This is a genomic window from Paenibacillus sp. FSL L8-0435 (genome assembly GCF_037965655.1).
GTDB lineage: Bacteria > Bacillota > Bacilli > Paenibacillales > Paenibacillaceae > Paenibacillus.
On sequence record NZ_CP150185.1, the window covers coordinates 5,502,744 to 5,527,726 of the forward strand.

Consider the following 24,983-nt stretch of genomic DNA (forward strand, 5'->3'; position numbering starts at 1 on the left):
TTTGGATTACCCGCCATTGCGAATTAAATGATGGTCTTCATCCACGGCATAGTCACTGAACGTAGAGATCACGCTATCATACTCATCCTTGTCCTGAATCCGAATACCCTGCTGCAGTTGCTCCAGCACCCCATCAGGCAAAGAACTCTCCAACGTCCCAACATCCAACTGAAAGAACGTACGAATAACCTTCTCTTCTGCAGGTTTGCCCTCGTACAAATTAAGATTCCCTACAGCATCAATGCTGATATAAGCCTGTTGTTTACATAGAGGTGAAAGGTCATCTACACGTTGCTTCAAATGCAACTCATCTGATGTTCCAATGGTAGCATCCCATTCCGGATGTTGAACCAGCAGCATTTTCAACTGCGGTCTAGCCATCTTGCCTAACTGCTCTGTTTCCACTCCGCAGATGTACTGTGTCTCCAAAACCACACTTGTTAAATGATCCGGATCAGAATCAAGTTGCTCTACTAACGCCTGAATCTCCTGTTCAGATCTTGTTTCCTGCGTAACAGGGCCCATCACACTCGTTGCCTCACTAAAATTAGTTGTCAGCAAACGTTCTATCGCCGATGAGATAGACAACCCGCTGTAAGCCAATATCGTAACTGCAAGTAAAGCCGCCGTCATCCATACTGTTCGTTTCCAGCGTCGCCAGCGTCTCTTGAATTGTTTTCTGAAGTTAAACGTGTTCACATGAACCCCTTCTATCACTTTTTAAACCTATTGTGACCTAAAGAACGAGGCTTTATGCACAACTAACTTGTCGTCTGCAGAAGGAACACGCATGTGTTAGCTTAGAGAATTTGTCATAGTGAATACCGGAACCTGCATTTATAGAATCTTATATATAGATAAATAAAAAACACTATCTATAATTAGATAGTGTTTTTAGAGATCGGGATGACACGATTTGAACATGCGACCCCCTGGTCCCAAACCAGGTGCTCTACCAAGCTGAGCTACATCCCGTTATATATACCGGCGAGAGGACTCGAACCTCCACGGTTTCCCACTCGATTTTGAGTCGAGCGCGTCTGCCATTCCGCCACGCCGGCAAATTTGAAGTTATAATGGCGCGCCCTGAGAGATTCGAACTCCCGGCCTTTTGATTCGTAGTCAAACGCTCTATCCAGCTGAGCTAAGGGCGCAAAATTGGAGCGGAAGACGGGAATCGAACCCGCGACCCTCGCCTTGGCAAGGCGATGCTCTACCGCTGAGCCACTTCCGCATGCGGTACTAATAAGTATAAAAATGGCGGAACCGACGGGATTCGAACCCGCGATCTCCTGCGTGACAGGCAGGCATGTTAGGCCAACTACACCACGGTTCCAGATCACTTTCTCAAGGAAAGTATAATTGCGGGGGCAGGATTTGAACCTGCGGCCTTCGGGTTATGAGCCCGACGAGCTACCGGGCTGCTCCACCCCGCGTCGTTATAAAGTTTATATGGTGGAGGCTGAGGGGATCGAACCCCCGACCCTCTGCTTGTAAGGCAGATGCTCTCCCAGCTGAGCTAAGCCTCCATATTATGACCCGTAGGGGATACTCTCACTTCGTTCGAGGCTGCGAAGCAGTTGCTAACGAGGTATATCCTCCGACGAACCTTTGGGATTCTCATCCCTTGTTAAAGCTATAAATATAGCTATGACCCGTAGGGGATTCGAACCCCTGTTACCTCCGTGAAAGGGAGGTGTCTTAACCCCTTGACCAACGGGCCTTAATGGCTCCCCGAACAGGGCTCGAACCTGTGACAACTCGATTAACAGTCGAGTGCTCTACCAACTGAGCTATCAGGGAATATATGCATTTGCAGTGCAAATGCAATTCATCGTACAACATCAACATGCAGAGCCTGTTTTCTATGTATGATGAAAGAGTTCGCTTGGCGGCGTCCTACTCTCCCAGGACCCTGCGGTCCAAGTACCATCGGCGCTAGAGGGCTTAACGGTCGTGTTCGGGATGGGTACGTGTGGAACCCCTCCGCCATCGCCACCAAACGCGTAGCTTACATTTCAGAGTGTTGTTCTCTGAAAACTAGATTCGAAACGAAACATGCGAATTACAACTTGCTATTGGATAAGCCCTCGACCGATTAGTACTGGTCAGCTCCATGCATTGCTGCACTTCCACCCCCAGCCTATCTACCTCGTCGTCTTCAAGGGGTCTTACATACTGGGAAATCTCATCTTGAGGGGGGCTTCACGCTTAGATGCTTTCAGCGTTTATCCCGTCCGTACATAGCTACCCAGCGGTGCTCCTGGCGGAACAACTGGTACACCAGCGGTACGTCCATCCCGGTCCTCTCGTACTAAGGACAGCTCCTCTCAAATTTCCTACGCCCACGACAGATAGGGACCGAACTGTCTCACGACGTTCTGAACCCAGCTCGCGTACCGCTTTAATGGGCGAACAGCCCAACCCTTGGGACCTACTTCAGCCCCAGGATGCGATGAGCCGACATCGAGGTGCCAAACCTCCCCGTCGATGTGGACTCTTGGGGGAGATAAGCCTGTTATCCCCAGGGTAGCTTTTATCCGTTGAGCGATGGCCCTTCCATGCGGTACCACCGGATCACTAAGCCCGACTTTCGTCCCTGCTCGACTTGTAGGTCTCGCAGTCAAGCTCCCTTATGCCTTTGCACTCTTCGAATGATTTCCAACCATTCTGAGGGAACCTTTGGGCGCCTCCGTTACTCTTTAGGAGGCGACCGCCCCAGTCAAACTGCCCACCTGACACTGTCCCCGCACCGGATTACGGTACCAGGTTAGAACCTAGATACGATCAGGGTGGTATCCCAACGTTGCCTCCATGCAAGCTGGCGCTCACACTTCAAAGGCTCCCACCTATCCTGTACAGATCGTACCCAAATTCAATATCAAGCTGCAGTAAAGCTCCATGGGGTCTTTCCGTCTTGTCGCGGGTAACCTGCATCTTCACAGGTATTAAAATTTCACCGGATCTCTCGTTGAGACAGCGCCCAAGTCGTTACGCCATTCGTGCGGGTCAGAATTTACCTGACAAGGAATTTCGCTACCTTAGGACCGTTATAGTTACGGCCGCCGTTTACTGGGGCTTCGGTTCACAGCTTCGGGATTACTCCCTAACCACTCCCCTTAACCTTCCAGCACCGGGCAGGCGTCAGCCCGTATACTTCGCCTTACGGCTTCGCACAGACCTGTGTTTTTGCTAAACAGTCGCTTGGGCCTTTTCACTGCGGCCCCCTCGTGCTATTCACACTACCGGGGCACCCCTTCTCCCGAAGTTACGGGGTCATTTTGCCGAGTTCCTTAACGAGAGTTCTTCCGCGCGCCTTAGAATACTCTTCTCGCCTACCTGTGTCGGTTTGCGGTACGGGCACCATCACCTGGCTAGAGGCTTTTCTTGGCAGTGTGAGATCATGACCTTCGCTACTACAATTTTCGCTCCCCATCACAGCTCAGCCTTACAATGTGCGGATTTGCCTACACATCAGCCTCACTGCTTAGACGGACATCCATCAGTCCGCGTCACTACCCTACTGCGTCCCCCCATTGCTCATAACGGCTTACGGTGGTACAGGAATTTCGACCTGTTGTCCTTCGACTACGCCTTTCGGCCTCGCCTTAGGTCCCGACTTACCCTGAGCGGACGAGCCTTCCTCAGGAACCCTTAGGCTTTCGGCGGATCAGATTCTCACTGATCTTTTCGTTACTCATACCGGCATTCTCACTTGTATAATGTCCAGCGCTCCTTACGGTACACCTTCAACCCTTATACAACGCTCCCCTACCCCTGATGCAAAGCATCAAGCCATAGCTTCGGTGGTGTGTTTAGCCCCGTTACATTTTCGGCGCAGAGTCACTCGACCAGTGAGCTATTACGCACTCTTTCAATGGTGGCTGCTTCTAAGCCAACATCCTGGTTGTCTGTGCAACTCCACATCCTTTCCCACTTAACACACACTTGGGGACCTTAGCTGATGGTCTGGGCTGTTTCCCTTTTGACAATGGATCTTAGCACTCACTGTCTGACTCCCGGAAGTAAGTCTATGGCATTCGGAGTTTGACTGAGCTTGGTAACCCTTGCGGGCCCCGCACCCAATCAGTGCTCTACCTCCACGACTCTGTTTTCCGAGGCTAGCCCTAAAGCTATTTCGGGGAGAACCAGCTATCTCCGAGTTCGATTGGAATTTCTCCGCTACCCCCACCTCATCCCCGCATTTTTCAACATGCGTGGGTTCGGGCCTCCAGTGCGTGTTACCGCACCTTCACCCTGGACAGGGGTAGATCACCCGGTTTCGGGTCTACGTCCACGTACTATGTCGCCCTATTCAGACTCGCTTTCGCTGCGGCTCCGGCTCTTCACCTTAACCTTGCACGGGAACGTAACTCGCCGGTTCATTCTACAAAAGGCACGCCATCACCCCTAAAACGGGCTCTGACTTTTTGTAAGCACACGGTTTCAGGTTCTATTTCACTCCCCTTCCGGGGTGCTTTTCACCTTTCCCTCACGGTACTGCTTCACTATCGGTCGCTAGGAAGTATTTAGCCTTGGCAGATGGTCCTGCCGGATTCATACGGGGTTTCACGTGCCCCGCACTACTCGGGATCCGTCTCGGAGGGAACCAACTTTCAACTACAGGGCTTTTACCTTCTTTGGCGGGCCTTTCCAGACCTCTTCGCTTAACCGGTTCCTTTGTAACTCCATGTGAGACGTCCCACAACCCCAAAGAGCAAGCTCTCTGGTTTGGGCTTCTCCGCGTTCGCTCGCCGCTACTGACGGAATCACTATTGTTTTCTCTTCCTCAGGGTACTTAGATGTTTCAGTTCCCCTGGTATGCCTCTACACAACCTATGTATTCAGTTGTGAGTAACTGGAAATTACCCCAGCTGGGTTTCCCCATTCGGACACCCCCGGATCAAAGCTTGCTTACAGCTCCCCGAGGCAGTTTCGTTGTTCGCCACGTCCTTCATCGGCTCCTAGCGCCTAGGCATCCTCCGTGTGCTCTTAGTAGCTTAACCTCGTGCTCCGGTTTCGACTGCTCGCTTCCCTTGTTTTGCTTGCGCAAAGCCAAAAGTCGCTCTCACCCGATACCATCGTACGTGCAATCTACCGTTTTTATTTAAACTTGTTTAACACAAGTTCAGCTAAAAAGGAATGTTCTAATTCGCGTTTGTTTCGTTTCGATATCTAGTTTTCAAAGAACAAGCTCCATGCAAAAGCAAGCTGTTTGAGAGTTTGAGCTCTCAAAACTGAGCAACGAGTGAGTAACTAGCCGACCTGGCTAGATTTTGTATTTGAATGTTTCCGTTGCAGGAAACGATTCTCCATAGAAAGGAGGTGATCCAGCCGCACCTTCCGATACGGCTACCTTGTTACGACTTCACCCCAATCATCTATCCCACCTTCGGCGGCTGGCTCCTTGCGGTTACCCCACCGACTTCGGGTGTTATAAACTCTCGTGGTGTGACGGGCGGTGTGTACAAGACCCGGGAACGTATTCACCGCGGCATGCTGATCCGCGATTACTAGCAATTCCGACTTCATGCAGGCGAGTTGCAGCCTGCAATCCGAACTGAGACCGGCTTTGTTGGGATTGGCTCCATCTCGCGATTTCGCAGCCCGTTGTACCGGCCATTGTAGTACGTGTGTAGCCCAGGTCATAAGGGGCATGATGATTTGACGTCATCCCCACCTTCCTCCGGTTTGTCACCGGCAGTCTATCTAGAGTGCCCACCCGAAGTGCTGGCAACTAAATATAAGGGTTGCGCTCGTTGCGGGACTTAACCCAACATCTCACGACACGAGCTGACGACAACCATGCACCACCTGTCTCCTCTGTCCCGAAGGAAAGGTACATCTCTGTACCGGTCAGAGGGATGTCAAGACCTGGTAAGGTTCTTCGCGTTGCTTCGAATTAAACCACATACTCCACTGCTTGTGCGGGTCCCCGTCAATTCCTTTGAGTTTCAGTCTTGCGACCGTACTCCCCAGGCGGAGTGCTTAATGTGTTAACTTCGGCACCAAGGGTATCGAAACCCCTAACACCTAGCACTCATCGTTTACGGCGTGGACTACCAGGGTATCTAATCCTGTTTGCTCCCCACGCTTTCGCGCCTCAGCGTCAGTTACAGCCCAGAGAGTCGCCTTCGCCACTGGTGTTCCTCCACATATCTACGCATTTCACCGCTACACGTGGAATTCCACTCTCCTCTTCTGCACTCAAGTCACCCAGTTTCCAGTGCGATCCGGGGTTGAGCCCCGGGATTAAACACCAGACTTAAATGACCGCCTGCGCGCGCTTTACGCCCAATAATTCCGGACAACGCTTGCCCCCTACGTATTACCGCGGCTGCTGGCACGTAGTTAGCCGGGGCTTTCTTCTCAGGTACCGTCACCTTGAGAGCAGTTACTCTCCCAAGCGTTCTTCCCTGGCAACAGAGCTTTACGATCCGAAAACCTTCATCACTCACGCGGCATTGCTCCGTCAGGCTTTCGCCCATTGCGGAAGATTCCCTACTGCTGCCTCCCGTAGGAGTCTGGGCCGTGTCTCAGTCCCAGTGTGGCCGATCACCCTCTCAGGTCGGCTACGCATCGTCGCCTTGGTGAGCCGTTACCCCACCAACTAGCTAATGCGCCGCAGGCCCATCCCCAAGTGACAGATTGCTCCGTCTTTCCAGTTTCCTTCAGGCGAAGAAAACAACTATTCGGTATTAGCTACCGTTTCCGGTAGTTGTCCCAAACTTGAGGGCAGGTTGCCTACGTGTTACTCACCCGTCCGCCGCTAAGTATCAAGGAAGCAAGCTTCCTATCAACTCCGCTCGACTTGCATGTATTAGGCATGCCGCCAGCGTTCGTCCTGAGCCAGGATCAAACTCTCCAATAAAGTATTGAAAAGAGCGATAAGCTCATTTTGAATCTGACGAGATTAAAAATCTCATTTGTGCTCCAGTCGATTCAAGCCAAGGCTTGTCTCTAACTTTCGCGTTCATTCTGCAAGCAGAATGTTTACTCACTCGTTGTTCAGTTTTCAAAGATCAAACTTGTTTCATTATCTCTTGTGTTTCCCGTGTCAGCCGTGTGTTTCAGCGGCGACTTAAATAATATATCATACGGCTGAATGTAATGCAACAGTTTTTTTCATTTCTTTTCTTTAGTAGTTTTGCATTAGCTAAAGCTACCATATCCGTTCCCTATCTTGTCCTATCATAATAGCTTACGCTCATAGGGTACAAATATTTTAACACATTTATGAAAGGGTTTACAACAACTTCTCAAAAAAATGCTCTTTATCATTTCCAGAACAGCTGTATCTCCGTAATGCGAAACTCAATGTTTATTAAGGAAAGCGGGAAGCCTCTCTCCATTACAGAGCAGACTTCCCACTAAATAAAACATGCACCTGACTTTTTCATCAATCGCAATCCGCGCTAGGTTAGTTTTGTATCCATGGATTACGACGCTTTTTATCGGATTTCCGTTGGTTAGAAGGAGCTGCACCCTCTCTGGATGTTTTCCCGGACACGGATACTTTGGATTTATTCTTCAGAGGAGCCTTGGTTGTTCTGCGTTTTGCAGCTGCCAGCTTATTCCCTGCTTGCTTGGACTTCCCTTCCGAATCTGATCCAACCTCTTCAATTGCTACCTGACTTAAGTTAGCGTCTTCACGCCCCCCTTTTTTACCACCCTTTCCTTGCCCATGAGGAGGATACATTTCACCAAATGCTCCAAGCGGAGACGGCGGAACCATGTTCTGAGTAGGATACGGATTCTGATAAGCATACTCAATAGGCTGGTTTGGCATCGTGGATGTGGACATTTCAGGCGGCATACCGTACGAAGGACCATACATATTCCAAGCCGGATCCTGATAACCATGAGAAGGATAAGTATACTGAGGCATATGTGTATGTGAGCCACATCCGCATGGAGGGTACGGAAGCATTGAGTATGGAGATATGAAAGGCGGCTGATGATTCATATGACCAGGTGCTGCATACGTCGGAAATGGACTATTCACTTCGGCAGCTGGCGCAATCGGAAATGAGTTGTTTTGCATTGCTGCGGACAGATTCGGCATAACGTTATTGTGGTTATAACCCTGTTCCGCACCAGTCCACGGACTGTTTGGCAGATCACTGCTACTATAAGGACTAACTTCCGGAATCCCCGGAAACGACGTATTGTTACTCGCTCCTGCCGTGTACATGTCTTGCTGCGCACCATACACCTCTTGTGCAGGAACCGGGATTTGAACATAAGGGTGTTCGGCTGGCGCATGATGCAACTTATTACCACAACCACAAGGCTTTTTCGTTGCTGGTGCAACCTCAGTTGGAGACTTTGTATTAGGCATTACAGGCAAAGGCGTAATTTCAGGCGAAAGATTAGGCATTGTATATTTCTTGGATTCTGCTACCGGTTTTACATGAACTTCGGTTTTAACCTCTTCTTTTTTGTGCGTTTCCTTTTCCGGCTTCACTTCAGGAAGCTCTGGTAACTGCGGCAGTACCTCCAGTTCCGGCATTACATTCGGCATTACCGGATTGGCAGGTGGTGGAGCAGGCACCGGGACCGGAACAGGAACCTCTGCTACCGGGGCAGGGGGAGTTGGCGTAACTGGAGCCGGGGGCTCCGGTTCTTTGACTCCCGTATATTCCTTACCTTCAGGTGACAACTTTTCATGAGCAGCAATGTTGCCGGCACCCGGATTAGATGTGCTGTTTCCTTGTGCGTGCATAGATGGAATGTAAACTGTCTCCCCCACCAGCAGAGCGTTCGGATTTTTCAACTGTGGATTGGCATTGACCATATCTTTTAAAGGAACTCCCCAGGCTTGTGCCAACTTCCATAACGAATCTCCTTGCTGCACCTTGTGACTGTGGAGCACACCCTCCGGCTTCGGTGTTACTGGCTCTGCAGGGATTTTGACCTTCATGCCAATATCCAGCTTGTCGGGATTTGTGATTTGCGGATTAGCCGCGATCAATTTGTCCAGCGCTACATTGTATTTTTGGGACAGCAGATATAATGTGTCGCCTTTTTTCACCATGTGTATTTTCACAGGGAACTAACCTCCTAGACGTCATACTTGGGCAGTACATTCGCCCATACCGTTACTACATCCTATGCAGAAACCGGGCTAATGACATCAACTAAACAAAAAAAATCCTCCTGTCTCTAAAATCCCCATACACCAGGTATGCAGAATTTTATCGGACAAGGAGGATTCCTGTTCCCTATGTTATGCAATTCTAACTTAAGATTCCCACACTTTATATCCATCTTTGTCAACAATCTGACGAAATGCTTCCAGCAGTCTCAGCGTTACTGGACCTGCTACCCCCGTGCCAATTGTTCTTCCATCCACTTCATATGCAGCGATAACTTCTGCAGCTGTCCCGGTGAAAAAGACTTCGTCTGCGATATACACATCATGCAGGGTGAATGGCACTTCTTTTAATTCAAGCTCCAGTTCGCCACATAGATCGATAATCGCTTGACGTGTAATCCCTTCAAGTGCTCCGAGATAACAAGGCGGCGTGTACACTACACCATTTTTGATGATGAAGATGTTATCACTTGAACCCTCAGTAACGTAACCTTGGGAGTTCAGCATGATTGCTTCACCAGCACCTGAATAGTTAGACTGGATTTTAACCAGTATGTTATTGAGATAGTTCAACGATTTAATTTTTGGATTCAATGCGTCCGGAATGTTCCGGCGTTGGGATACCGACACGGCTTTCAATCCAGTAAGATACGCTTCCTCGGGATAGATCGCCAATTGCTCCACGATGATGATTACGGATGCCTTAGGGCAACGTAACGGGTCCAACCCCAGATTACCAGGGCCGCGTGATACAATAAGACGAATATAACCATTACGCATATCATTGCGGCGCACCGTTTCAGCCATGACTTCCAGCATCTCATCAATGGACAGCGGAATGTTCAAACTGATGGATTTCGCCGAATCATACAAACGATCCAAGTGGGCCTTACATCTGAAAATATTTCCGTTATAGATCCGAATACCTTCGAAAATCCCGTCTCCATACAAAAATCCATGATCATATACCGAAACGGTTGCGTTCTCCTTGGTCACATACTGACCATCCAAATAGATCCATTGTTCTGCCACCGATGACTGCACCTCCATAAAATATCCATTCACTGTACTCCGAAACGTTATTAACCCGTCCATTGTACACCAAATGACAAGCCATTACTCGCTCATTCTATCCCGACTTATGACAACCTTCTAACATTCCCAAACACCACCAGGTCAATTATCTTGAAGGATATGTATAACAAGGATAGCTACCCAGAACGCGCACCTGACAATTCAATGCTTCAATCTCTGCCATGGCTGCGGTAAGCAATACCGAATCGACCGTTTCCACAACATCAATGTAAAAATAGTAACTGCCCAATCGTTTCTTCGTTGGACGAGATTCGAGACGGGTCAAGTTCAGCTTCCGCCATGCAAAAGCCGACAATACCTGATGCAACGCACCCGGTGCATCTTCTGGCAATGTCACCAGCAAGCTGGTTTTTACATGATCCGGTTCACGTGGAATGTTCACAGGTTCATGGCCGATGAGCACAAAACGGGTGTAGTTGTTGTCATGATCTGTAACCTTTTCAGCCATAATGTCCAATCCATGCTTCTGAGCAGCAAGCTTGGTACCGATCGCCACCCAGCCCTTACCCGGATTTTTTTTCACAATTTCTACAGCTTCGGCCGTACTGTTCACACCTTCAAGGTCCGCCCCAGGCGAATGCAGCCGAATAAAATTCTGACACTGTGGAATAGCCACAGGGTGAGACATGATCTTGGTAATTCTACCAAAGTCATACTCGCCACTCTCTGTCTTAAATTCCGAGCCATGTCCAATCACATTCTGGATAGATGGATATACCCACTCTGCTTGCATCGGAATATCTACTTCATTCACAAGCCAGTCCATATGAAGACTAACGGAGCCTTCAATGGTATTTTCAATCGGAATGACACTGTATTGTGCAATCCCGCTATCCGTTGCTCTAAACACATCCGAAATCAGCTTGGAATGAAGCAAGTCTAATGGTTCCCCGTTGAAAAGGAAATCAATTGCCTCATGAGAAACTGATCCTTCAGGTAATACTGCAATTCGTTTCATGCATTAACTTCCCCTTTGATTCTGTCCAGAAAAGGACGTTCGTCTTGATCAGGCAGCACGGTTACACCGTCCAAATCCGGATCGAGCCACAGTGCAGAAGCAGATATGCCCTCCCGCTCCATGGTGTCCAGCAAATATTGTTCCAATCCCGCTTTCCGGGTGTCATGACGATCTACCAAAGTCAATACGGTCGGTCCAGCTCCGCTCAGGGCAGCTCCCAACGCTCCATGATCGACGGCATGTTCCAATATCTCAGCCATGCCTGGCACCAATGATGCCCGATATGGTTGGTGAATTCGATCTGACATCGCCTTCTGAATCATATCCAGTCGTCCACTCGCCATAGCGGCAACGAGCAGTGAGGATCTGCTAATGTTATGCACCACATCAGACATGCCAAATTGTTCTGGAATTACATTCCTTGCTTTTGAAGTAGACAGCTGGAATTCAGGTACAATAACCAAAGCCTGCAGATCCTGGTGTGGTTCAATACGTATATGATCTACCTGTTGACCATTCCATGCAGCCGTAATAATACCGCCATACAGAGATGCTCCAACATTATCAGGATGCTTCTCAAGGGATGTGGCCATATCCAGAAGCTTCGCATCGGATAAAGGAGCACCAATTAATGCATTAGCCGCTGCCAATGCCCCAACGATGGCTGATGCACTGCTCCCGAGTCCCCGCGTAAGCGGAATATCCGAATACATGGAAATCTCCAATTCAGGGACGGATACCCCAGCTTCATTGAATACCATCTGTGCCACTTCGTAAATCAAATTCGATTTATCTGTTGGCAGGCCTGTCAAATGATTGCCGTGAAGATGAAATGACGTCTGCTCGGCAGGTTTCATTTCCAACCAGGCATACAAAGACAATGCCATGCCCAGGGTATCAAACCCCGGACCGAGATTGGCTGTGCTTGCAGGTATTTTTACGGTTACCTTTTCACGCAAACTCATACAGATTGCTGCTCCAGTTGTGCAATGGCCGCCATTACCGCTTCTTCCGTATCTTCAACAACAAGTGGCTCAGTCGCTACTGTTTTGATCGCAATATTAGGATCTTTCAGGCCATTACCTGTCAGTACACAAACTACAGTCTCTCCGCCTTTAAAGTACCCTTCACTCTTCAGTTTGTATACACCAGCAAGGGAAGCCGCAGAAGCAGGTTCAGCAAAAATTCCTTCCCGAGAAGCAAGTGTACGATACGCTGTAAGGATTTGTTCATCCGTTACATAGTTGATCTGTCCACCAGATTCCTCAGCTGCAGCTACTGCCGTTTTCCAGCTCGCCGGATTACCGATTCGAATTGCTGTTGCTACCGTTTCAGGTTCAAGGATCGGCTCACCTTTGACTATGGCCATCGCACCTTCTGCTTCGAAACCAACCATACGTGGAAGCGTGTTGGATTTACCTGCCTCTTTATATTCTTTGAAACCTTTCCAATAAGCCGAGATATTACCCGCATTACCGACTGGAATAGCCAGAACGTCAGGCGCTTCGCCAAGTTGTTCAATTACTTCAAACGCTGCTGTCTTCTGTCCTTCAATCCGGAACGGATTCACAGAGTTTACAAGCGTGATCGGATGTTTGGCTGTGATCTCACGCACAATCTCCAGTGCACGGTCAAAGTTACCATTGATCGCTATCACTTTGGCTCCATAGATCATGGCTTGGGCCAGTTTACCCAGTGCAATGTTGTTATTCGGGATCAGTACGATACAATTGAGGCCACCACGTGCGGCGTAGGCCGCTGCAGCTGCTGACGTATTACCTGTGGATGCACACATGATCGTACGGCTGCCCTCTTCCATAGCTTTGGCAACAGCCATAACCATACCGCGGTCTTTGAAAGATCCCGTAGGGTTCAAACCTTCGTATTTGAAGTAAACATTTAAACCGAGTTCCTCAGACAGATTCTCTGCATGAATCAACGGTGTATTTCCTTCCTGAAGCGTAAGCAGGGGTGTATTTTCATTAACTGGAAGGTGCTCTCTGTACGTTTGCAAAAGTCCTTGATATCTCATTATGGGTAAACTCCTTTATGTTTTATTAATCTGAAATGATGACCTGTTGAACCGGATATGATTAACTTGTACGTTATAACTGAAATAATTGAGATGCCGTATGGGATAAGAACTATTATCCTTCGACCCGGTAGACACTCTTAATGCGGCGAATGACGCTGAGTGATTCAAAATGTTTTAACACTTTATCCATGCTTGCCTTACTTGCATTATGTGTAACGATAATGATCTCGGCATCCGGGTTGTGCTCATTCGGCTGTTGAACAACCGACGCCAGACTGACATCATACTCTGCGAAAATTTGTGTGATTTGTGCCAACACCCCGGCTTTGTCGTCTACGTGTAGTAAAATAAAGTTTTTCGACACGATCTGCTCGTCGCTTTGTAGTCGCTTAATCTTATAAGGCACAATTGCTTTGAGACCGTTCACGCCAAGTTTAAGGTTTTTGGTAACCGCCACAATGTCAGCTACAACCGAAGTTGCCGTTGGGAGTTCTCCCGCACCCGCACCGTAGAACATTGTCTCCCCTACAGCTTCACCGTGTACATATACTGCGTTGAACACACCGTTGACTGAAGCAATCGGGTGATTCTGTCTAACCATTGTCGGCTGAACGCTGATCGTGATCTCATCGCCAATACGGTCCGCAATACCAAGTAACTTCATCTCATAGCCCAGTCTTTTGGCATACATAATGTCTTCACGAGTCACGGAGGATATTCCTTTAACGGTTACATCCTTCAACTCCACATTGGTGCGGAAACCGAGTGTACTCAAGATCGCCATTTTGCGAGCTGCGTCAAGTCCCTCCACATCGGATGTTGGATCCGATTCGGCGTATCCCAGAGCCTGTGCTTCAGTCAGTACTTCTTCATAGGATGCACCTTCCTGACTCATTTTGGTCAGAATAAAGTTCGTTGTTCCGTTCACAATCCCCATAATGCGGGTAATCCGGTCAGAAGAGAAACCTTCAATCAGCGTACGAATGATCGGAATCCCTCCAGCAACACTCGCCTCATAGAACACGTCACATTGTTTTTCCTGTGCCTTCGCCAAAATCTCTGTACCATGCAGTGCCATGAGATCTTTGTTTGCTGTTACGATATGCTTCCCACGTTCCAACGCTTCAAGAATATACTCCTTCGTCTGATCAATGCCGCCCATGACTTCAACGATGACATCAATATCCGGATGACGAATGACTTCCCAAGGATCTTCCGTAAGCTTGGCACGGTCTACAGCAATAACACGTTCTTTCTCTGTATTTTTCACTGCGATCTTCTCGATGACAATCGGCGATCCAACCTGACTGCTCAGATCCTCCTGATTCCCTTCCACAATGCGAACGACTCCCGTTCCGACAGTTCCCAGACCCAACAATCCGACTTTTACTGGTTTCACTAACGATCTACCCCCTAATGTCTATTCTTGTCTGTCAGTCCTGTATGTTATTAAAGCCTAATTACCCTTGGCCTACTATACGTGTGCGTCTTACTCCAGGCATATCTTGCATTCGATCCAGCATTTCACCAATTTCACCATGAAGATGTGTCGTTTCCACTGAAATGACAACATTGGCTCTTCCCTGAAGCGGGATACTCTGATTAATCGTGAGTACATTAGCTCCATAACCAGCTACATGTCCAAGCACACGAGACAAGATACCCGACTGATGCTCCAAGTCAATGGAGATCGTTACAATTCTCTCGCGCTCAAGCTGGTTGATCAGATGTATTCCATCCTTGTACTTGTAAAAGGCACTCCGGCTTAATCCGACCTGTTCAACCGCCTCATGCACTGTTTTAACATCGCCAGAAGCCAGTAGTTCTTTTACCTGTATGGTCTTCACCACTGCCTCTGGTAAAATATCTTCCCGTACTAAGTAATAGCGTTCGTTCACAGAACGTCCTCTCCTCAAAGACTCATGTATTCATATAGTGGACATTATATAGGATCTATGACAAAAGGGCAATACATGACACGCCTATTTTTTGAAATACGTTCCTCACAGTATACAAGTTTATCCCTCTCCCATGTCAGGAAAAAACAAAAAAACGCAGAGTTGCGGGTCAACTTCCCACTTCTCTGCGTTCCTATATCGATCTGTCTCTCCACGGAAGACAGCTACTTAATAGTAACTGCTGCCTTCCACGAATTCGAATTCAAAGTCTCCAATACGCACGATGGTGCCTTCTACAGCTCCGCGCTTACGCAACTCAGCGTCCACACCCATATAACGAAGTGTACGTGCGAGTTTCAGTATAGCTTCATGCGAGTTCAGTTGCATCCGTTTCATCATGCGGTCAATCTTGGCACTTTCGACAACGAACATTTCGTTCTCACGCACAATTTTGAAACCATCGTCTTCTTTTTTGTCCAGACTGTATACTTTACGTTCAGATACATCTGCTACCTCTTCAACCACTCGCTCGTCTGGAACCTGATCCAGCAGATCAGCTGCACGATACAGAAGTTCTTGAATACCTTTCCGGGTCAAGGATGAAATTGGCATCACTTCAATATCAGGTTGAACTTCGCGAACTTGCTGTAAAAATTGCTCCAGGTTCGCTTCAGAGTCTGGCATATCCATCTTGTTAGCTGCTACAATTTGCGTTCTCTCGGCGAGAAGCGGATTGTATAACTTCAATTCGTCATTGATTTTCTGCCAGTCTTCAAAAGGATCGCGTCCTTCTGAACCCGACATATCTACGACATGAACAATAATACGAGTACGCTCAACATGACGCAGGAACTCATGCCCCAGTCCGACTCCTTCATGTGCACCTTCAATCAGTCCAGGCAAATCGGCCATAACAAAGCTTCGGCCTTCTCCTACACCGACTACACCCAGATTCGGTGTAATGGTTGTGAAATGGTATGCCCCGATCTTTGGCTTGGCTGACGAAACGACAGAAAGCAATGTGGATTTCCCGACACTCGGGAAACCAACCAGACCAACATCTGCCATAACTTTCAGTTCGAGTACGATGTAACGCTCTTGTCCTTCTTCACCGTTCTCAGCAAGTTCAGGTGCAGGATTGTTCGGTGTAGCAAATCGGATGTTACCCCGTCCGCCCCGACCACCACGAGCAATAACAACCTGTTGACCGTGACGTGTCATATCCGCCAGTACTTCTCCACTGTCTTCATCCAAGATGATAGTTCCTGGTGGAATGCGCACAATCATATTCTCCGCGTTTGCACCATGCTGACTTTTATTACGTCCCTTCTCACCACGTGGGGCCTTGAAGTGACGCTGGTAACGGAAATCCATCAACGTACGCAAACCTTCATCCACGCGGAAAATGATGTCAGCTCCTCTGCCTCCATCGCCCCCGGCAGGTCCGCCGTTTGGTACATACTTCTCACGACGGAAAGAAATAATTCCGTCCCCTCCGTCTCCGGCTTTTACATAAATCTTCGCTTTATCTACAAACATTGGTTAACCCCTTCTTCCTATATTCCACACGGCATTCTGAATTGTATAAACGTATCCTCAGACGGAAACTGCTCCGTTCTGACTTTTTTTCCTTTGAGCACGGCAGTAAGCTGCCGCAGTGTTTCCGGATCGGGTGTTTGATCCCCGTCCAGTCGGACAACCACATCTCCATGATCCTGTCCGAAGTTCAAGGTCAGTTTGCGAACCTCTCCCCAAGAAGACCGGCCGCCGCCATATTGATAGGCCCTGATTGCATCTGCAATGGCCCCGGTAAGTGACTCGCCATCCTCGGGAGAGACCAGAGCACTAAGCTGCAACTCATCTTCTATTTCCACATGCAATTCCAGCGCGATTCCACTGGCCCGAAAAGACTGAAGATAAAATACGAGGGAAGGAATGCCTAATCTGGAGATTCGACTTTCTTCTGTAACCCGCTCTTTTATTCTTTCCACACATTGCAAGGATTTATCAAGTTTGCCCAGCCGAAGATATCCATATAACACCTGAAGGTCGTTCATCCAGTCGTGTCGATGATGATTTAATGAAGCAATTGCTGTTTTTTCCATGGATTGTATGATGGCTCTGCGTTCCGCCTCGGCCTGTTTCTTCATCGCATTCACAGAAATGAGCAATACTGCGACGGACCACAATGCGCACACGACGCTTGAGATCATCGCCGGATACAACATAACGAAAACCAAAGGAATCAGAAGTGAACATGCCGCAATCCACGGCACTCTTTTCCAAGATTTCATGGCTTCTCCCCGTTCTACAAAACTCGGTTGGTCTACACCCACCGTAACCAAGTATAACATGTCTTTTCTGCCAGTTCATTATCGAATAACCGTTGAATACAAAAAACCTTCGGCAAAAATGCCGAAGGCTCCTTAGGCGGAATGCCGATATTACGCTTCTACTGCTGCTGCTACAGGAGCAACATTAACAGGATAGATGCTTACTTTTTTGCGATCGCGTCCCCAACGTTCGAATTTTACAACGCCGTCGATTTTCGCGAACAAAGTGTCATCTTTACCGATGCCAACGTTAGTTCCTGGGTGAATTTTCGTTCCGCGTTGGCGAACGAGAATGCTACCACCAGTTACAGTTTGACCATCAGCACGTTTAACACCCAGACGTTGAGCATTACTGTCACGTCCGTTCTTCGTGGAACCTACACCTTTTTTCGATGCGAATAACTGAAGATTTAATTTCAACATGATTGGTTGTCCTCCTTCTTTGCTTATTTGAATTGCTGTATTTTAATATACTTCCCGTATGACTCTGCAATATTAGAGAGCATAACCACCATGGATTCGAGTAACAATTGTACCTGGGACCAGGTTTCCCCTCTCTCTAACAAAGGTAAAGAACCGCTTAAAAAGCCATTCTTCATCTTGGCATCCATTTCGACACCGGTCAATGTTTCAATCGAGTTCACCGTACCCACTGTAACAGCGGATACCCCGGCACATACGATGTCTTCTCCCCGCTTGGCAAAGTTAGCATGCCCTTCAATGGAAAAACGCTCGATGTTCCCGTCCTCATCACGAAAGATTTGAACGATAATCACTTATCGCACCTTCTTTACGCTTTGATTGTTTCGATAGTTACTTTAGTGTACGGTTGACGGTGACCTTGCTTCACATGGTAGTTCTTTTTAGGTTTGTATTTGTATACGATAACCTTTTGTCCTTTGCCATGTTTCTCCACTTTAGCCGTTACAGTAGCTCCGGAAATCAATGGTGTACCTGCTGTCAAACCTTGATCGTTAGATACAGCCAGGACACGGTCGAACGTTACGCTTTCGCCATCGTTCGCAGTCAATTTCTCGATGAACAGAACATCGCCCTCTTGGACTTTGTACTGTTTGCCGCCTGTTTCAATAATTGCGTACATTTGCCTTGCACCTCCTCATGTCTCAGACTCGCCCGTTCTCAGGTGACAGTGTCCTTGCGGAACTGTTCTTATACCCGGCCAGTGCGGTTACAGCATGTGCAAGACCATTAGGCTAAACACATACTTGAAGATTATATCACGCAAAATATCAAAAATCAATGCAAAGGTGAAATATATCTTTTTCCCGTACCATGGCAGGAAGAACATGGCTCCACATAGGGCAGCGTACTTTCTTCCCGCACTTTCTTACGGGTAAGTTCGAGCAAACCCAGCTTGGTCCAACCCATTACAAACGCTTTGGTCCGATCCTTCTTGAGCTCGCCCTCCAAAGTTGCCGCGACTTCATGCCGATTCGAGGCTTCCTCCATATCAATGAAGTCGACAATAATCATGCCACCAATATCCCGCAGGCGCATCAGACGGGCAATCTCCACTGCTGCCTGTATGTTGGTCTCTGTCACGGTCTCTTCCAGACTGTCACCGCCAGCTCCCGTATATTTGCCTGTGTTCACATCCACTACCGTCAGAGCTTCGGTATGATCTATGACAATGTATCCGCCTCCGGGCAACCACACTTTCCGGGCAAAATCCTTATTCAACTGTTCCTGCACACCATAGGCAGCAAAGATGGATTCTGTTCCCCGATACACCTGTACTTTGGGTTGGTGACCAGGACTAATCTCTTCGAGCAATGCTTTTACCTCACGGGCTTGTCCTTCACTATCAGTGATGACTTCGTCACTCCCTGGCGTATACACATCTCTGATGATTCGCTGTACCATGCTATGATCCCGATGCAAGAGGCTTGGTGAAGGCAAACTGTCCGCTTTTTCACGAATCAGATACCACTGCGCGCGTAATGTTTCCAAGTCCGACTTAATGGCTTCATGCTGCTCTTCTCCAGATACGGTCCGAATAATAAGTCCTTCTTCATCCCGCCTCAGTTGCTCCCCAAGTGCCTTAAGACGGGAACGATCCCCTTCACGGGCAATTTTCTTGGATACCGCTACATAGTCAGCAACAGGCATGTAGACAAGCCAACGGCCCGGGAGTGAATAATGAGTCGTCACCCGGGCTCCCTTGCCTCCTACCGGTTCTTTCAGAACCTGAACAATGACTTCCTGACCCGGGCGAAGCAACTCCGAGATGGAAGGCTTCACCTTGGGCTGTTTCTCCAGATGGGGATGCAACACATCGTCCACATAGAGAAACGCATTTTTTTTCTGACCAATATCCACAAAAGCAGCCTGCATACCTGGTAACACATTCACGACCCGTCCCTTGAAAAAGGAACCCAGCAGTCCACGATCACGTGTACGCTCTGCCGTAAATTCCACAGCTTTGCCTTCTTCCAGAAGCGCCATTTGCATGAGGTTATGTTCATTATGTACTATCATTTGTTTCATGGCTTCACCTCTAGAAGACAATTCAAATCATCCACATCCATTTCAGTATCTTTTCAATTCTCATTGTACATATATTAACCCATTTCAGAACAGGTCCACCAGAACACTACAATTTATCACCATTTTGTTGAAAATAGGAACCGATTATCCGTTGCTCAGGCAAGACGGCCATAATTCGCCCCTGTCTGTTCATCACGTATACCATATGGTATCTTTCTCTCTTTAATAGACGCAAAATAGTGTCCAAAGGTTTCGCCGGAAATGAGATTATTGGCTGCGCCAAACTGCCAGTAGCCGCGTGACGAGCAAACGCGCCTTCCCGATTCATGAGAAAACGGATGAAGCGATAGGGCACATTTCGGTAATCCGTTACGTTGGAATAGAACAAAAAAAGGCCGATTAACAGAATGTTGAGCGGTAGGCCGTAGTCGCCAGTAAACCATCGGCTGATAGCATATAAAATAACCCCTACGCTACACAGAATGCTAATTCTGTAAGTCCACATTAATGTTGTATAGTAGGGTGCCCACAGACTGACAAGTGCCTGAACAATTTTACCTCCGTCCAGAGGAAGTACAGGCAGCAGATTAAAGAGAGCAATGAGCAGGTTCCCCTGAATGATATAGTTGAGAAATACCGGATCGCCCAGATTGCCATACTGCAACAGCATAACCACGCCAACCATCAGGATGTTTTGTAATGGACCAGCCAGAGCAATCATGATTTCCCGGTAGGCCGTGATTGTACCTCCATCTTCGATAACCGCTACTCCTCCAAAAGGGAGCATCTGGATTGACAAAACACGATAGCCCAGAAGGGCAGCAGCCGCAGCATGTCCACATTCATGAATGAATACGATGGCAAACAACGTAATAAGTTCAATGAAATGTCCAGTCAGAAGGGAGGCCATCATAATAATTACAAAAAACGGATGAAACGTAATGCGGACTCCCCACACCCTAATCAAGGGCAACAACTTCCGCTGGGTCTACGTACTCCTCCCCCTCTTTGACTGCAAAATAGAGCGTGGCCGGTTGTTCACCACCCGTAGCCTTGAGACTCCCCACCGGATTCCCTGCTTCCACCCAGTCATTCACGCTCACTTCACTTTCGTTCAGACGACCGTATATTGCCGTGACATTGCCTGTATGCTGGATGACAACTGTGAATCCACTTGCTGCATCGCCGATAACCTCCATGACACGCCCTGCATCAGAACTTGCGACCTGTATAAGTTCTGCACCTGCGGCATCCGGAACGATCTCAATTCCCTTCATGCTCAGCGCGAATGGCTGAACCACTGTGCCTGAGATCGGTTTGCCCAGTAACTGCCGAATGCCTGAACCATTGACAGCATCCGTCGTATGTCCGAGGACTGGAAGAAACGAAGGCGTTCCTCCAAAATGCCGTTCATACCAAGCCGCTGCTGAGGCAAAATCCATATCTCGATGGAGTGCATCCGCAATTACTGTTTTGGTTGATGTCGTCCACGATGTATCCAACTGAAACAGACCCCATACTCCGCCAAATATCAAAGCGCTAATGACCGTCCGTTTGAGAAGTGACTTGAACAGGTTGAATCTCGAATGCCCCCCTGGAACAAAATGACCATTCTCTTTTTTCCACAACCATTCCGGATCTCTTTCCTGTATCCCCTCACTAGGCGTAAATGGTTTTGGGTGAATGATCTCATTCTTGTCCAAAAGTGAACCTACTTTTTGCTCCTGTAAGACCTCCACAGTGGCACCATCCATCAATCGCCGGATGCGTTCTTCTCGTCTCTGCTTGATTCTGAGTTTCGTGTTCATGAAATGTCCTCCCGCCGAGGCTTGTTTACTACATCCTATGAAGAGGCGCTTGATAATATGAACAAGCCTGCCAGCAGGTAACAAAAAAAGCCGGGCTATGAGCCACGGCTGTCATGTAATTGCTTAATGAATAAGTTCGTTTAACGAGTTAACCCATTCCGAAGAACTTTTTGAAACGAGTGAAAGCTCCCTTTTTCTGCTCCAGCTGCATTAATGGGACCGTATCTCCCAGAATGCGTCGTGCGATATTTCGATACGCAATCGCCGCAAGTGAATCCGGATTCATGACCGTAGGTTCTCCTGAATTGGCCGCTTTGATGACCAGTTCATCATCAGGCACAATGCCGATCAGGTCAATATTAAGTACTTGTAAAATACCATCGATATCTAACATGTCACCCGATTTAACCATATTATTGCGGATTCGATTCACCACCAGCTTTGGTGATTGAATGTGCGAACTCTCCAGCAGGCCGATGACACGATCCGCATCACGTACTGCAGCATTTTCCGGTGTAGTGACCACGATGGCCTGATCTGCTCCTGCTACCGCATTTTTGAAACCCTGCTCTATGCCGGCTGGGCAATCAATAATGACGTATTCAAAATCTTTTTTCAATTCAAGGATAATATCCTTGACCTGTTCTGGCGACACTGAGTTTTTGTCTCTCGTCTGCGCAGCAGGCAACATGTATAATTCTTCGAAACGCTTGTCTTTGACCAAAGCCTGATTCAGACGGCAGCGGCCGTCTGCAACGTCGCACAGATCGTAAATAATACGGTTTTCGAGTCCCATCACGACATCCAAATTACGAAGGCCGATATCGGTATCTACCAGACAAACCTTTTTGCCGAGCAGCGCCAGCGCTGTCCCGATGTTTGCCGAGGTGGTTGTTTTACCCACGCCGCCTTTACCCGAAGTGATCACGATCGCCTCTCCCATGAGCTACACTCCTTTAAACACATTAAAATCTCGGCGTAACCGAACGATATTGCTCATTTTGTCTATCTGCATCTGATTGTCCTGTAAGTAAGCAAATTCCATTCCGGTCTCTCGGCTCTCCCATTCATCGGGAGGACGACTGATGATATCCGCAATCCGTAGCTGCGTCGGTGCAAATACCGAAGCGGCAATGATCGCTTCCTCGTCCCCGCCAATTCCGGCATGAGCCATACCTCTGAGTGAACCCAACACATATATATCTCCGGTACACGTCACTGTGCCCCCCGGATTGATATCCCCAAGAAACAGGAGATTTCCTTCATGATGAAGCACCTGACCTGAACGCACCATACCACACATGGTTACAATCGGTGGCGGTCCTTTAACCTCCGGTTGGAGTGCAGGTGAGTCGATGGATCGAATAAGCAAATTCCCTTTTTGCTTCAATATATCGAGGATTGCTTCTTTCTGGTCCTCTGTCACTTCGCGGGCACCCAACTTGATATCCACATGAACAATCGGTCCGGTCAAAATATTTTGATGGCTGTGTTCCAGCTTATAGCGGAGCTCATAGAGCAATTCCTCGAATTCACATTGATCGTCCAACAGGAAAACCAGGCCGTCTCGGATGCCTTTAATCGTTACGTGATTCGATTTTACCGTCATAAGCCTGTCCCTCCCATCTCATTACATTTCGTGCCCGGGGCCCCAAGTTCCTGCTTTGCGCTCCATAAATGTATTTAGGAAGCTTCTTCTGTCTTGCTCCGTCTCTTGCCGATCCGCTCCAGTTGTTTCCGAAGCGGGACATAAATGATCAAGGCAAACACAAAATGAATGAACAAATTAGGAATCATGTATTCAATCAACGCCCAGTCAAAGGTCACGTGGTTAAGTTGGAAGAGCTTATACAGGAAAAATAGCATGGTGTCATTAAGCAGACTTCCCAAAATGACAACCGATACCATAACCGGCAGTGGTGCACGTGGTGCTTGAAAAATGAGTCCCATCATATATGCCGATAATCCCATCGAGAATCCATAAGGTCCAATCATCTCGCCGTAGAATACAACGTCATGCAATAGTCCAAAAAATATACCGAGTACTAGTGCCGTGTGACGATGATGATATACAGCGATAAACAAAATTACGATATAGACCAGATTGGCAGAAATACGCATCTGCCAGCCAGAAGGGATGAGCAGCGGCAAAATTGTGCCTTCCGCAATGAACAAAAGGAATAGTAACAGGAACAAAACTTGCTTACGTGTTACCATTATTCTTTTACCTCAGGCGGAATAATGACAATCAGCTCTTTCCAATCAAGGAAGCTTGCGTATGGTTTGATAATCGCAGTCCGCGTTAAACCGTACTCCCCAACTTCAACCTTTTTCACTTCACCAATCCGCATATACTTGGGAAAGTTATTGATGATCCCCGAAGAGATGATCTCATCACCCTTTTTGATGTTTGAATCCTCTGAGATTTTGGTCATCTTGAGCATGCCCGTCTTCGGATCGTAACTCTCAATCATACCAAACACTTTCTCTTTACCTACTGCCGTTGCTGCAATGGCATTGGATGTTGGGTCATTGGCATCCATGGATGTCAACAGATTAACCGTTGATGTATAAGAGCTAACATGACTGATCACACCGACCAGCCCTTCCTGGGAGGTAACGGCCATCCCCGGCTTGATTCCCGCATTTTCACCGATATCAATGTTGATGGTTCTGCTGTTTGGATCCGAATTGGCACTGATAACCTGAGCAATTCGTGAACCGTAATTATAGCGATTCTTCTGTTCTTCTGTGAAATTGAGCGCTTTCTGAAGTTGCTCATTCACTTGCTCCATATCATTATACTTCAGCCGATCTCGGGTATAGTGACCCATCGCGATGCGGAGCTCTTCATTCTCTTCATATACCGTACGCATGTTCGCTACATCTTTGAAAAAGCCCGCTACATAGGAAGCGGGCTTGTAAAATACGTATTGTACAAATCCAACTGAATCCTTCAGGAATTTCTCCGGCCAGGATAGAGTGGTTCGCGGACTGAGCGTAAAGCCCATTAACGCGATAAATGTAACAAGGCCCACCAGCAAAACAAAAAGTCTTTTGTTGCCTAGCAGTTTAAACAGTTCGAACACCCTCTAACATCCATATTCTCTTCCGAGCCATGCCCGGCGGGGAGACTGTCAGACCTGTAGTCCCTGCGAGAATATCAGCCGATCCTCCCCTGTTAAGCGGGTAATAGCTCATCCCCGGGGTTAACCGGGTCCTCTATAAAGATATCTTGCCACTTGGTCGCT

Annotated in this window: 20 protein-coding genes, 9 tRNA genes, 3 rRNA genes and 1 other annotated feature; all 32 genes read right to left on the bottom strand. The window is 48.0% G+C overall.

Annotated features, from left to right (window positions below):
• Positions 1 to 6: 6 nt before the first annotated feature.
• The 32 genes from NST33_RS24470 to mreC all read right to left on the bottom strand — a co-directional run bounded on the left by NST33_RS24470 (position 7) and on the right by mreC (position 24,821).
• Entirely contained in the window at positions 7 to 699 is a 693-nt protein-coding gene (locus NST33_RS24470) for a BofC C-terminal domain-containing protein (RefSeq protein ID WP_339305464.1), read from the bottom strand.
• Positions 700 to 901: 202 nt separating this feature from the next.
• Positions 902 to 975: transfer RNA gene (locus tag NST33_RS24475), tRNA-Pro, on the bottom strand.
• A 7-nt stretch (positions 976 to 982) separates the two neighbouring features.
• A tRNA-Leu gene (locus tag NST33_RS24480) sits at positions 983 to 1,061 on the bottom strand.
• A gap of 16 nt (positions 1,062 to 1,077) precedes the next feature.
• A tRNA-Arg gene (locus NST33_RS24485) sits at positions 1,078 to 1,154 on the bottom strand.
• A gap of 5 nt (positions 1,155 to 1,159) precedes the next feature.
• Positions 1,160 to 1,234, bottom strand: a tRNA-Gly gene (locus NST33_RS24490).
• Positions 1,235 to 1,258: 24 nt separating this feature from the next.
• Positions 1,259 to 1,336, bottom strand: a tRNA-Asp gene (locus NST33_RS24495).
• A gap of 26 nt (positions 1,337 to 1,362) precedes the next feature.
• A tRNA-Met gene (locus NST33_RS24500) sits at positions 1,363 to 1,436 on the bottom strand.
• Between the two features lie 17 nt (positions 1,437 to 1,453).
• A tRNA-Val gene (locus NST33_RS24505) sits at positions 1,454 to 1,529 on the bottom strand.
• A 122-nt stretch (positions 1,530 to 1,651) separates the two neighbouring features.
• Positions 1,652 to 1,723: transfer RNA gene (locus NST33_RS24510), tRNA-Glu, on the bottom strand.
• 4 nt (positions 1,724 to 1,727) lie between these two features.
• Positions 1,728 to 1,803: transfer RNA gene (locus NST33_RS24515), tRNA-Asn, on the bottom strand.
• A gap of 83 nt (positions 1,804 to 1,886) precedes the next feature.
• Positions 1,887 to 2,003 (bottom strand): 5S ribosomal RNA (gene rrf, locus NST33_RS24520).
• A 75-nt stretch (positions 2,004 to 2,078) separates the two neighbouring features.
• A 23S ribosomal RNA gene (locus NST33_RS24525) occupies positions 2,079 to 5,006 on the bottom strand.
• A 312-nt stretch (positions 5,007 to 5,318) separates the two neighbouring features.
• Positions 5,319 to 6,871 (bottom strand): 16S ribosomal RNA (locus NST33_RS24530).
• Together the 16S, 23S and 5S rRNA genes with 9 tRNA genes alongside form the textbook arrangement of a ribosomal RNA operon.
• Before the next feature lie 549 nt (positions 6,872 to 7,420).
• Entirely contained in the window at positions 7,421 to 9,049 is a 1,629-nt protein-coding gene (locus tag NST33_RS24535) for a LysM domain-containing protein (protein WP_221820853.1), read from the bottom strand.
• Positions 9,050 to 9,244: 195 nt separating this feature from the next.
• A complete protein-coding gene (gene ilvE / locus NST33_RS24540; RefSeq protein ID WP_017692630.1) occupies positions 9,245 to 10,129 on the bottom strand; it encodes a branched-chain-amino-acid transaminase in 885 nt (294 codons plus the stop codon).
• A 148-nt stretch (positions 10,130 to 10,277) separates the two neighbouring features.
• On the bottom strand, positions 10,278 to 11,150 hold the full coding sequence (gene pheA / locus NST33_RS24545) for a prephenate dehydratase (RefSeq protein WP_221820854.1): 873 nt from the start codon (positions 11,148 to 11,150) through the stop codon (positions 10,278 to 10,280).
• Positions 11,147 to 12,115 carry a homoserine kinase gene (gene thrB / locus NST33_RS24550; RefSeq protein WP_221820855.1) on the bottom strand — a complete coding sequence of 323 codons (969 nt, stop codon included), beginning with the start codon at positions 12,113 to 12,115 and terminating at the stop codon, positions 11,147 to 11,149. The genes pheA and thrB overlap by 4 nt, the downstream gene beginning before the upstream one ends.
• Positions 12,112 to 13,182 (bottom strand): threonine synthase, encoded by a 1,071-nt coding sequence (gene thrC / locus NST33_RS24555; RefSeq protein ID WP_036605915.1) that lies wholly within the window; start codon positions 13,180 to 13,182, stop codon positions 12,112 to 12,114. The genes thrB and thrC overlap by 4 nt, the downstream gene beginning before the upstream one ends.
• Before the next feature lie 115 nt (positions 13,183 to 13,297).
• Entirely contained in the window at positions 13,298 to 14,584 is a 1,287-nt protein-coding gene (locus NST33_RS24560; RefSeq protein ID WP_221820856.1) for a homoserine dehydrogenase, read from the bottom strand.
• A gap of 61 nt (positions 14,585 to 14,645) precedes the next feature.
• Positions 14,646 to 15,083, bottom strand: a complete 438-nt coding sequence (locus NST33_RS24565) for an ACT domain-containing protein (RefSeq protein WP_339305467.1) — start codon at positions 15,081 to 15,083, stop codon at positions 14,646 to 14,648.
• Between the two features lie 228 nt (positions 15,084 to 15,311).
• Positions 15,312 to 16,622: a GTPase ObgE gene (gene obgE / locus NST33_RS24570; protein WP_076216952.1), complete on the bottom strand. Its 1,311-nt coding sequence runs from the start codon at positions 16,620 to 16,622 to the stop codon at positions 15,312 to 15,314.
• Positions 16,623 to 16,639: 17 nt separating this feature from the next.
• Positions 16,640 to 17,377 (bottom strand): Spo0B domain-containing protein, encoded by a 738-nt coding sequence (locus NST33_RS24575; RefSeq protein ID WP_026081503.1) that lies wholly within the window; start codon positions 17,375 to 17,377, stop codon positions 16,640 to 16,642.
• Between the two features lie 150 nt (positions 17,378 to 17,527).
• Positions 17,528 to 17,839 (bottom strand): 50S ribosomal protein L27, encoded by a 312-nt coding sequence (gene rpmA, locus NST33_RS24580; protein ID WP_017692622.1) that lies wholly within the window; start codon positions 17,837 to 17,839, stop codon positions 17,528 to 17,530.
• 23 nt (positions 17,840 to 17,862) lie between these two features.
• On the bottom strand, positions 17,863 to 18,192 hold the full coding sequence (locus NST33_RS24585; protein ID WP_036605912.1) for a ribosomal-processing cysteine protease Prp: 330 nt from the start codon (positions 18,190 to 18,192) through the stop codon (positions 17,863 to 17,865).
• Between the two features lie 14 nt (positions 18,193 to 18,206).
• Positions 18,207 to 18,518, bottom strand: a complete 312-nt coding sequence (rplU, locus tag NST33_RS24590; protein ID WP_017692620.1) for a 50S ribosomal protein L21 — start codon at positions 18,516 to 18,518, stop codon at positions 18,207 to 18,209.
• 14 nt (positions 18,519 to 18,532) lie between these two features.
• Positions 18,533 to 18,617, bottom strand: a sequence feature (ribosomal protein L21 leader region).
• Between the two features lie 56 nt (positions 18,618 to 18,673).
• Complete coding sequence (locus NST33_RS24595; RefSeq protein ID WP_036605911.1) at positions 18,674 to 19,924, bottom strand: Rne/Rng family ribonuclease; 1,251 nt, start codon at positions 19,922 to 19,924, stop codon at positions 18,674 to 18,676.
• Between the two features lie 106 nt (positions 19,925 to 20,030).
• Positions 20,031 to 20,891: a M50 family metallopeptidase gene (locus NST33_RS24600; protein WP_221820857.1), complete on the bottom strand. Its 861-nt coding sequence runs from the start codon at positions 20,889 to 20,891 to the stop codon at positions 20,031 to 20,033.
• Positions 20,884 to 21,732: a M23 family metallopeptidase gene (locus NST33_RS24605; RefSeq protein ID WP_339305471.1), complete on the bottom strand. Its 849-nt coding sequence runs from the start codon at positions 21,730 to 21,732 to the stop codon at positions 20,884 to 20,886. Before NST33_RS24605 ends, NST33_RS24600 begins: the two co-directional genes overlap by 8 nt.
• A gap of 148 nt (positions 21,733 to 21,880) precedes the next feature.
• A complete protein-coding gene (gene minD / locus NST33_RS24610; RefSeq protein ID WP_053783092.1) occupies positions 21,881 to 22,675 on the bottom strand; it encodes a septum site-determining protein MinD in 795 nt (264 codons plus the stop codon).
• Positions 22,676 to 22,678: 3 nt separating this feature from the next.
• Positions 22,679 to 23,341, bottom strand: a complete 663-nt coding sequence (gene minC, locus NST33_RS24615) for a septum site-determining protein MinC (RefSeq protein WP_017692615.1) — start codon at positions 23,339 to 23,341, stop codon at positions 22,679 to 22,681.
• A 74-nt stretch (positions 23,342 to 23,415) separates the two neighbouring features.
• Positions 23,416 to 23,949: a rod shape-determining protein MreD gene (gene mreD / locus NST33_RS24620; protein WP_036673543.1), complete on the bottom strand. Its 534-nt coding sequence runs from the start codon at positions 23,947 to 23,949 to the stop codon at positions 23,416 to 23,418.
• Complete coding sequence (mreC, locus tag NST33_RS24625) at positions 23,949 to 24,821, bottom strand: rod shape-determining protein MreC (RefSeq protein WP_221820859.1); 873 nt, start codon at positions 24,819 to 24,821, stop codon at positions 23,949 to 23,951. Before mreC ends, mreD begins: the two co-directional genes overlap by 1 nt.
• Positions 24,822 to 24,983: the final 162 nt, after the last annotated feature.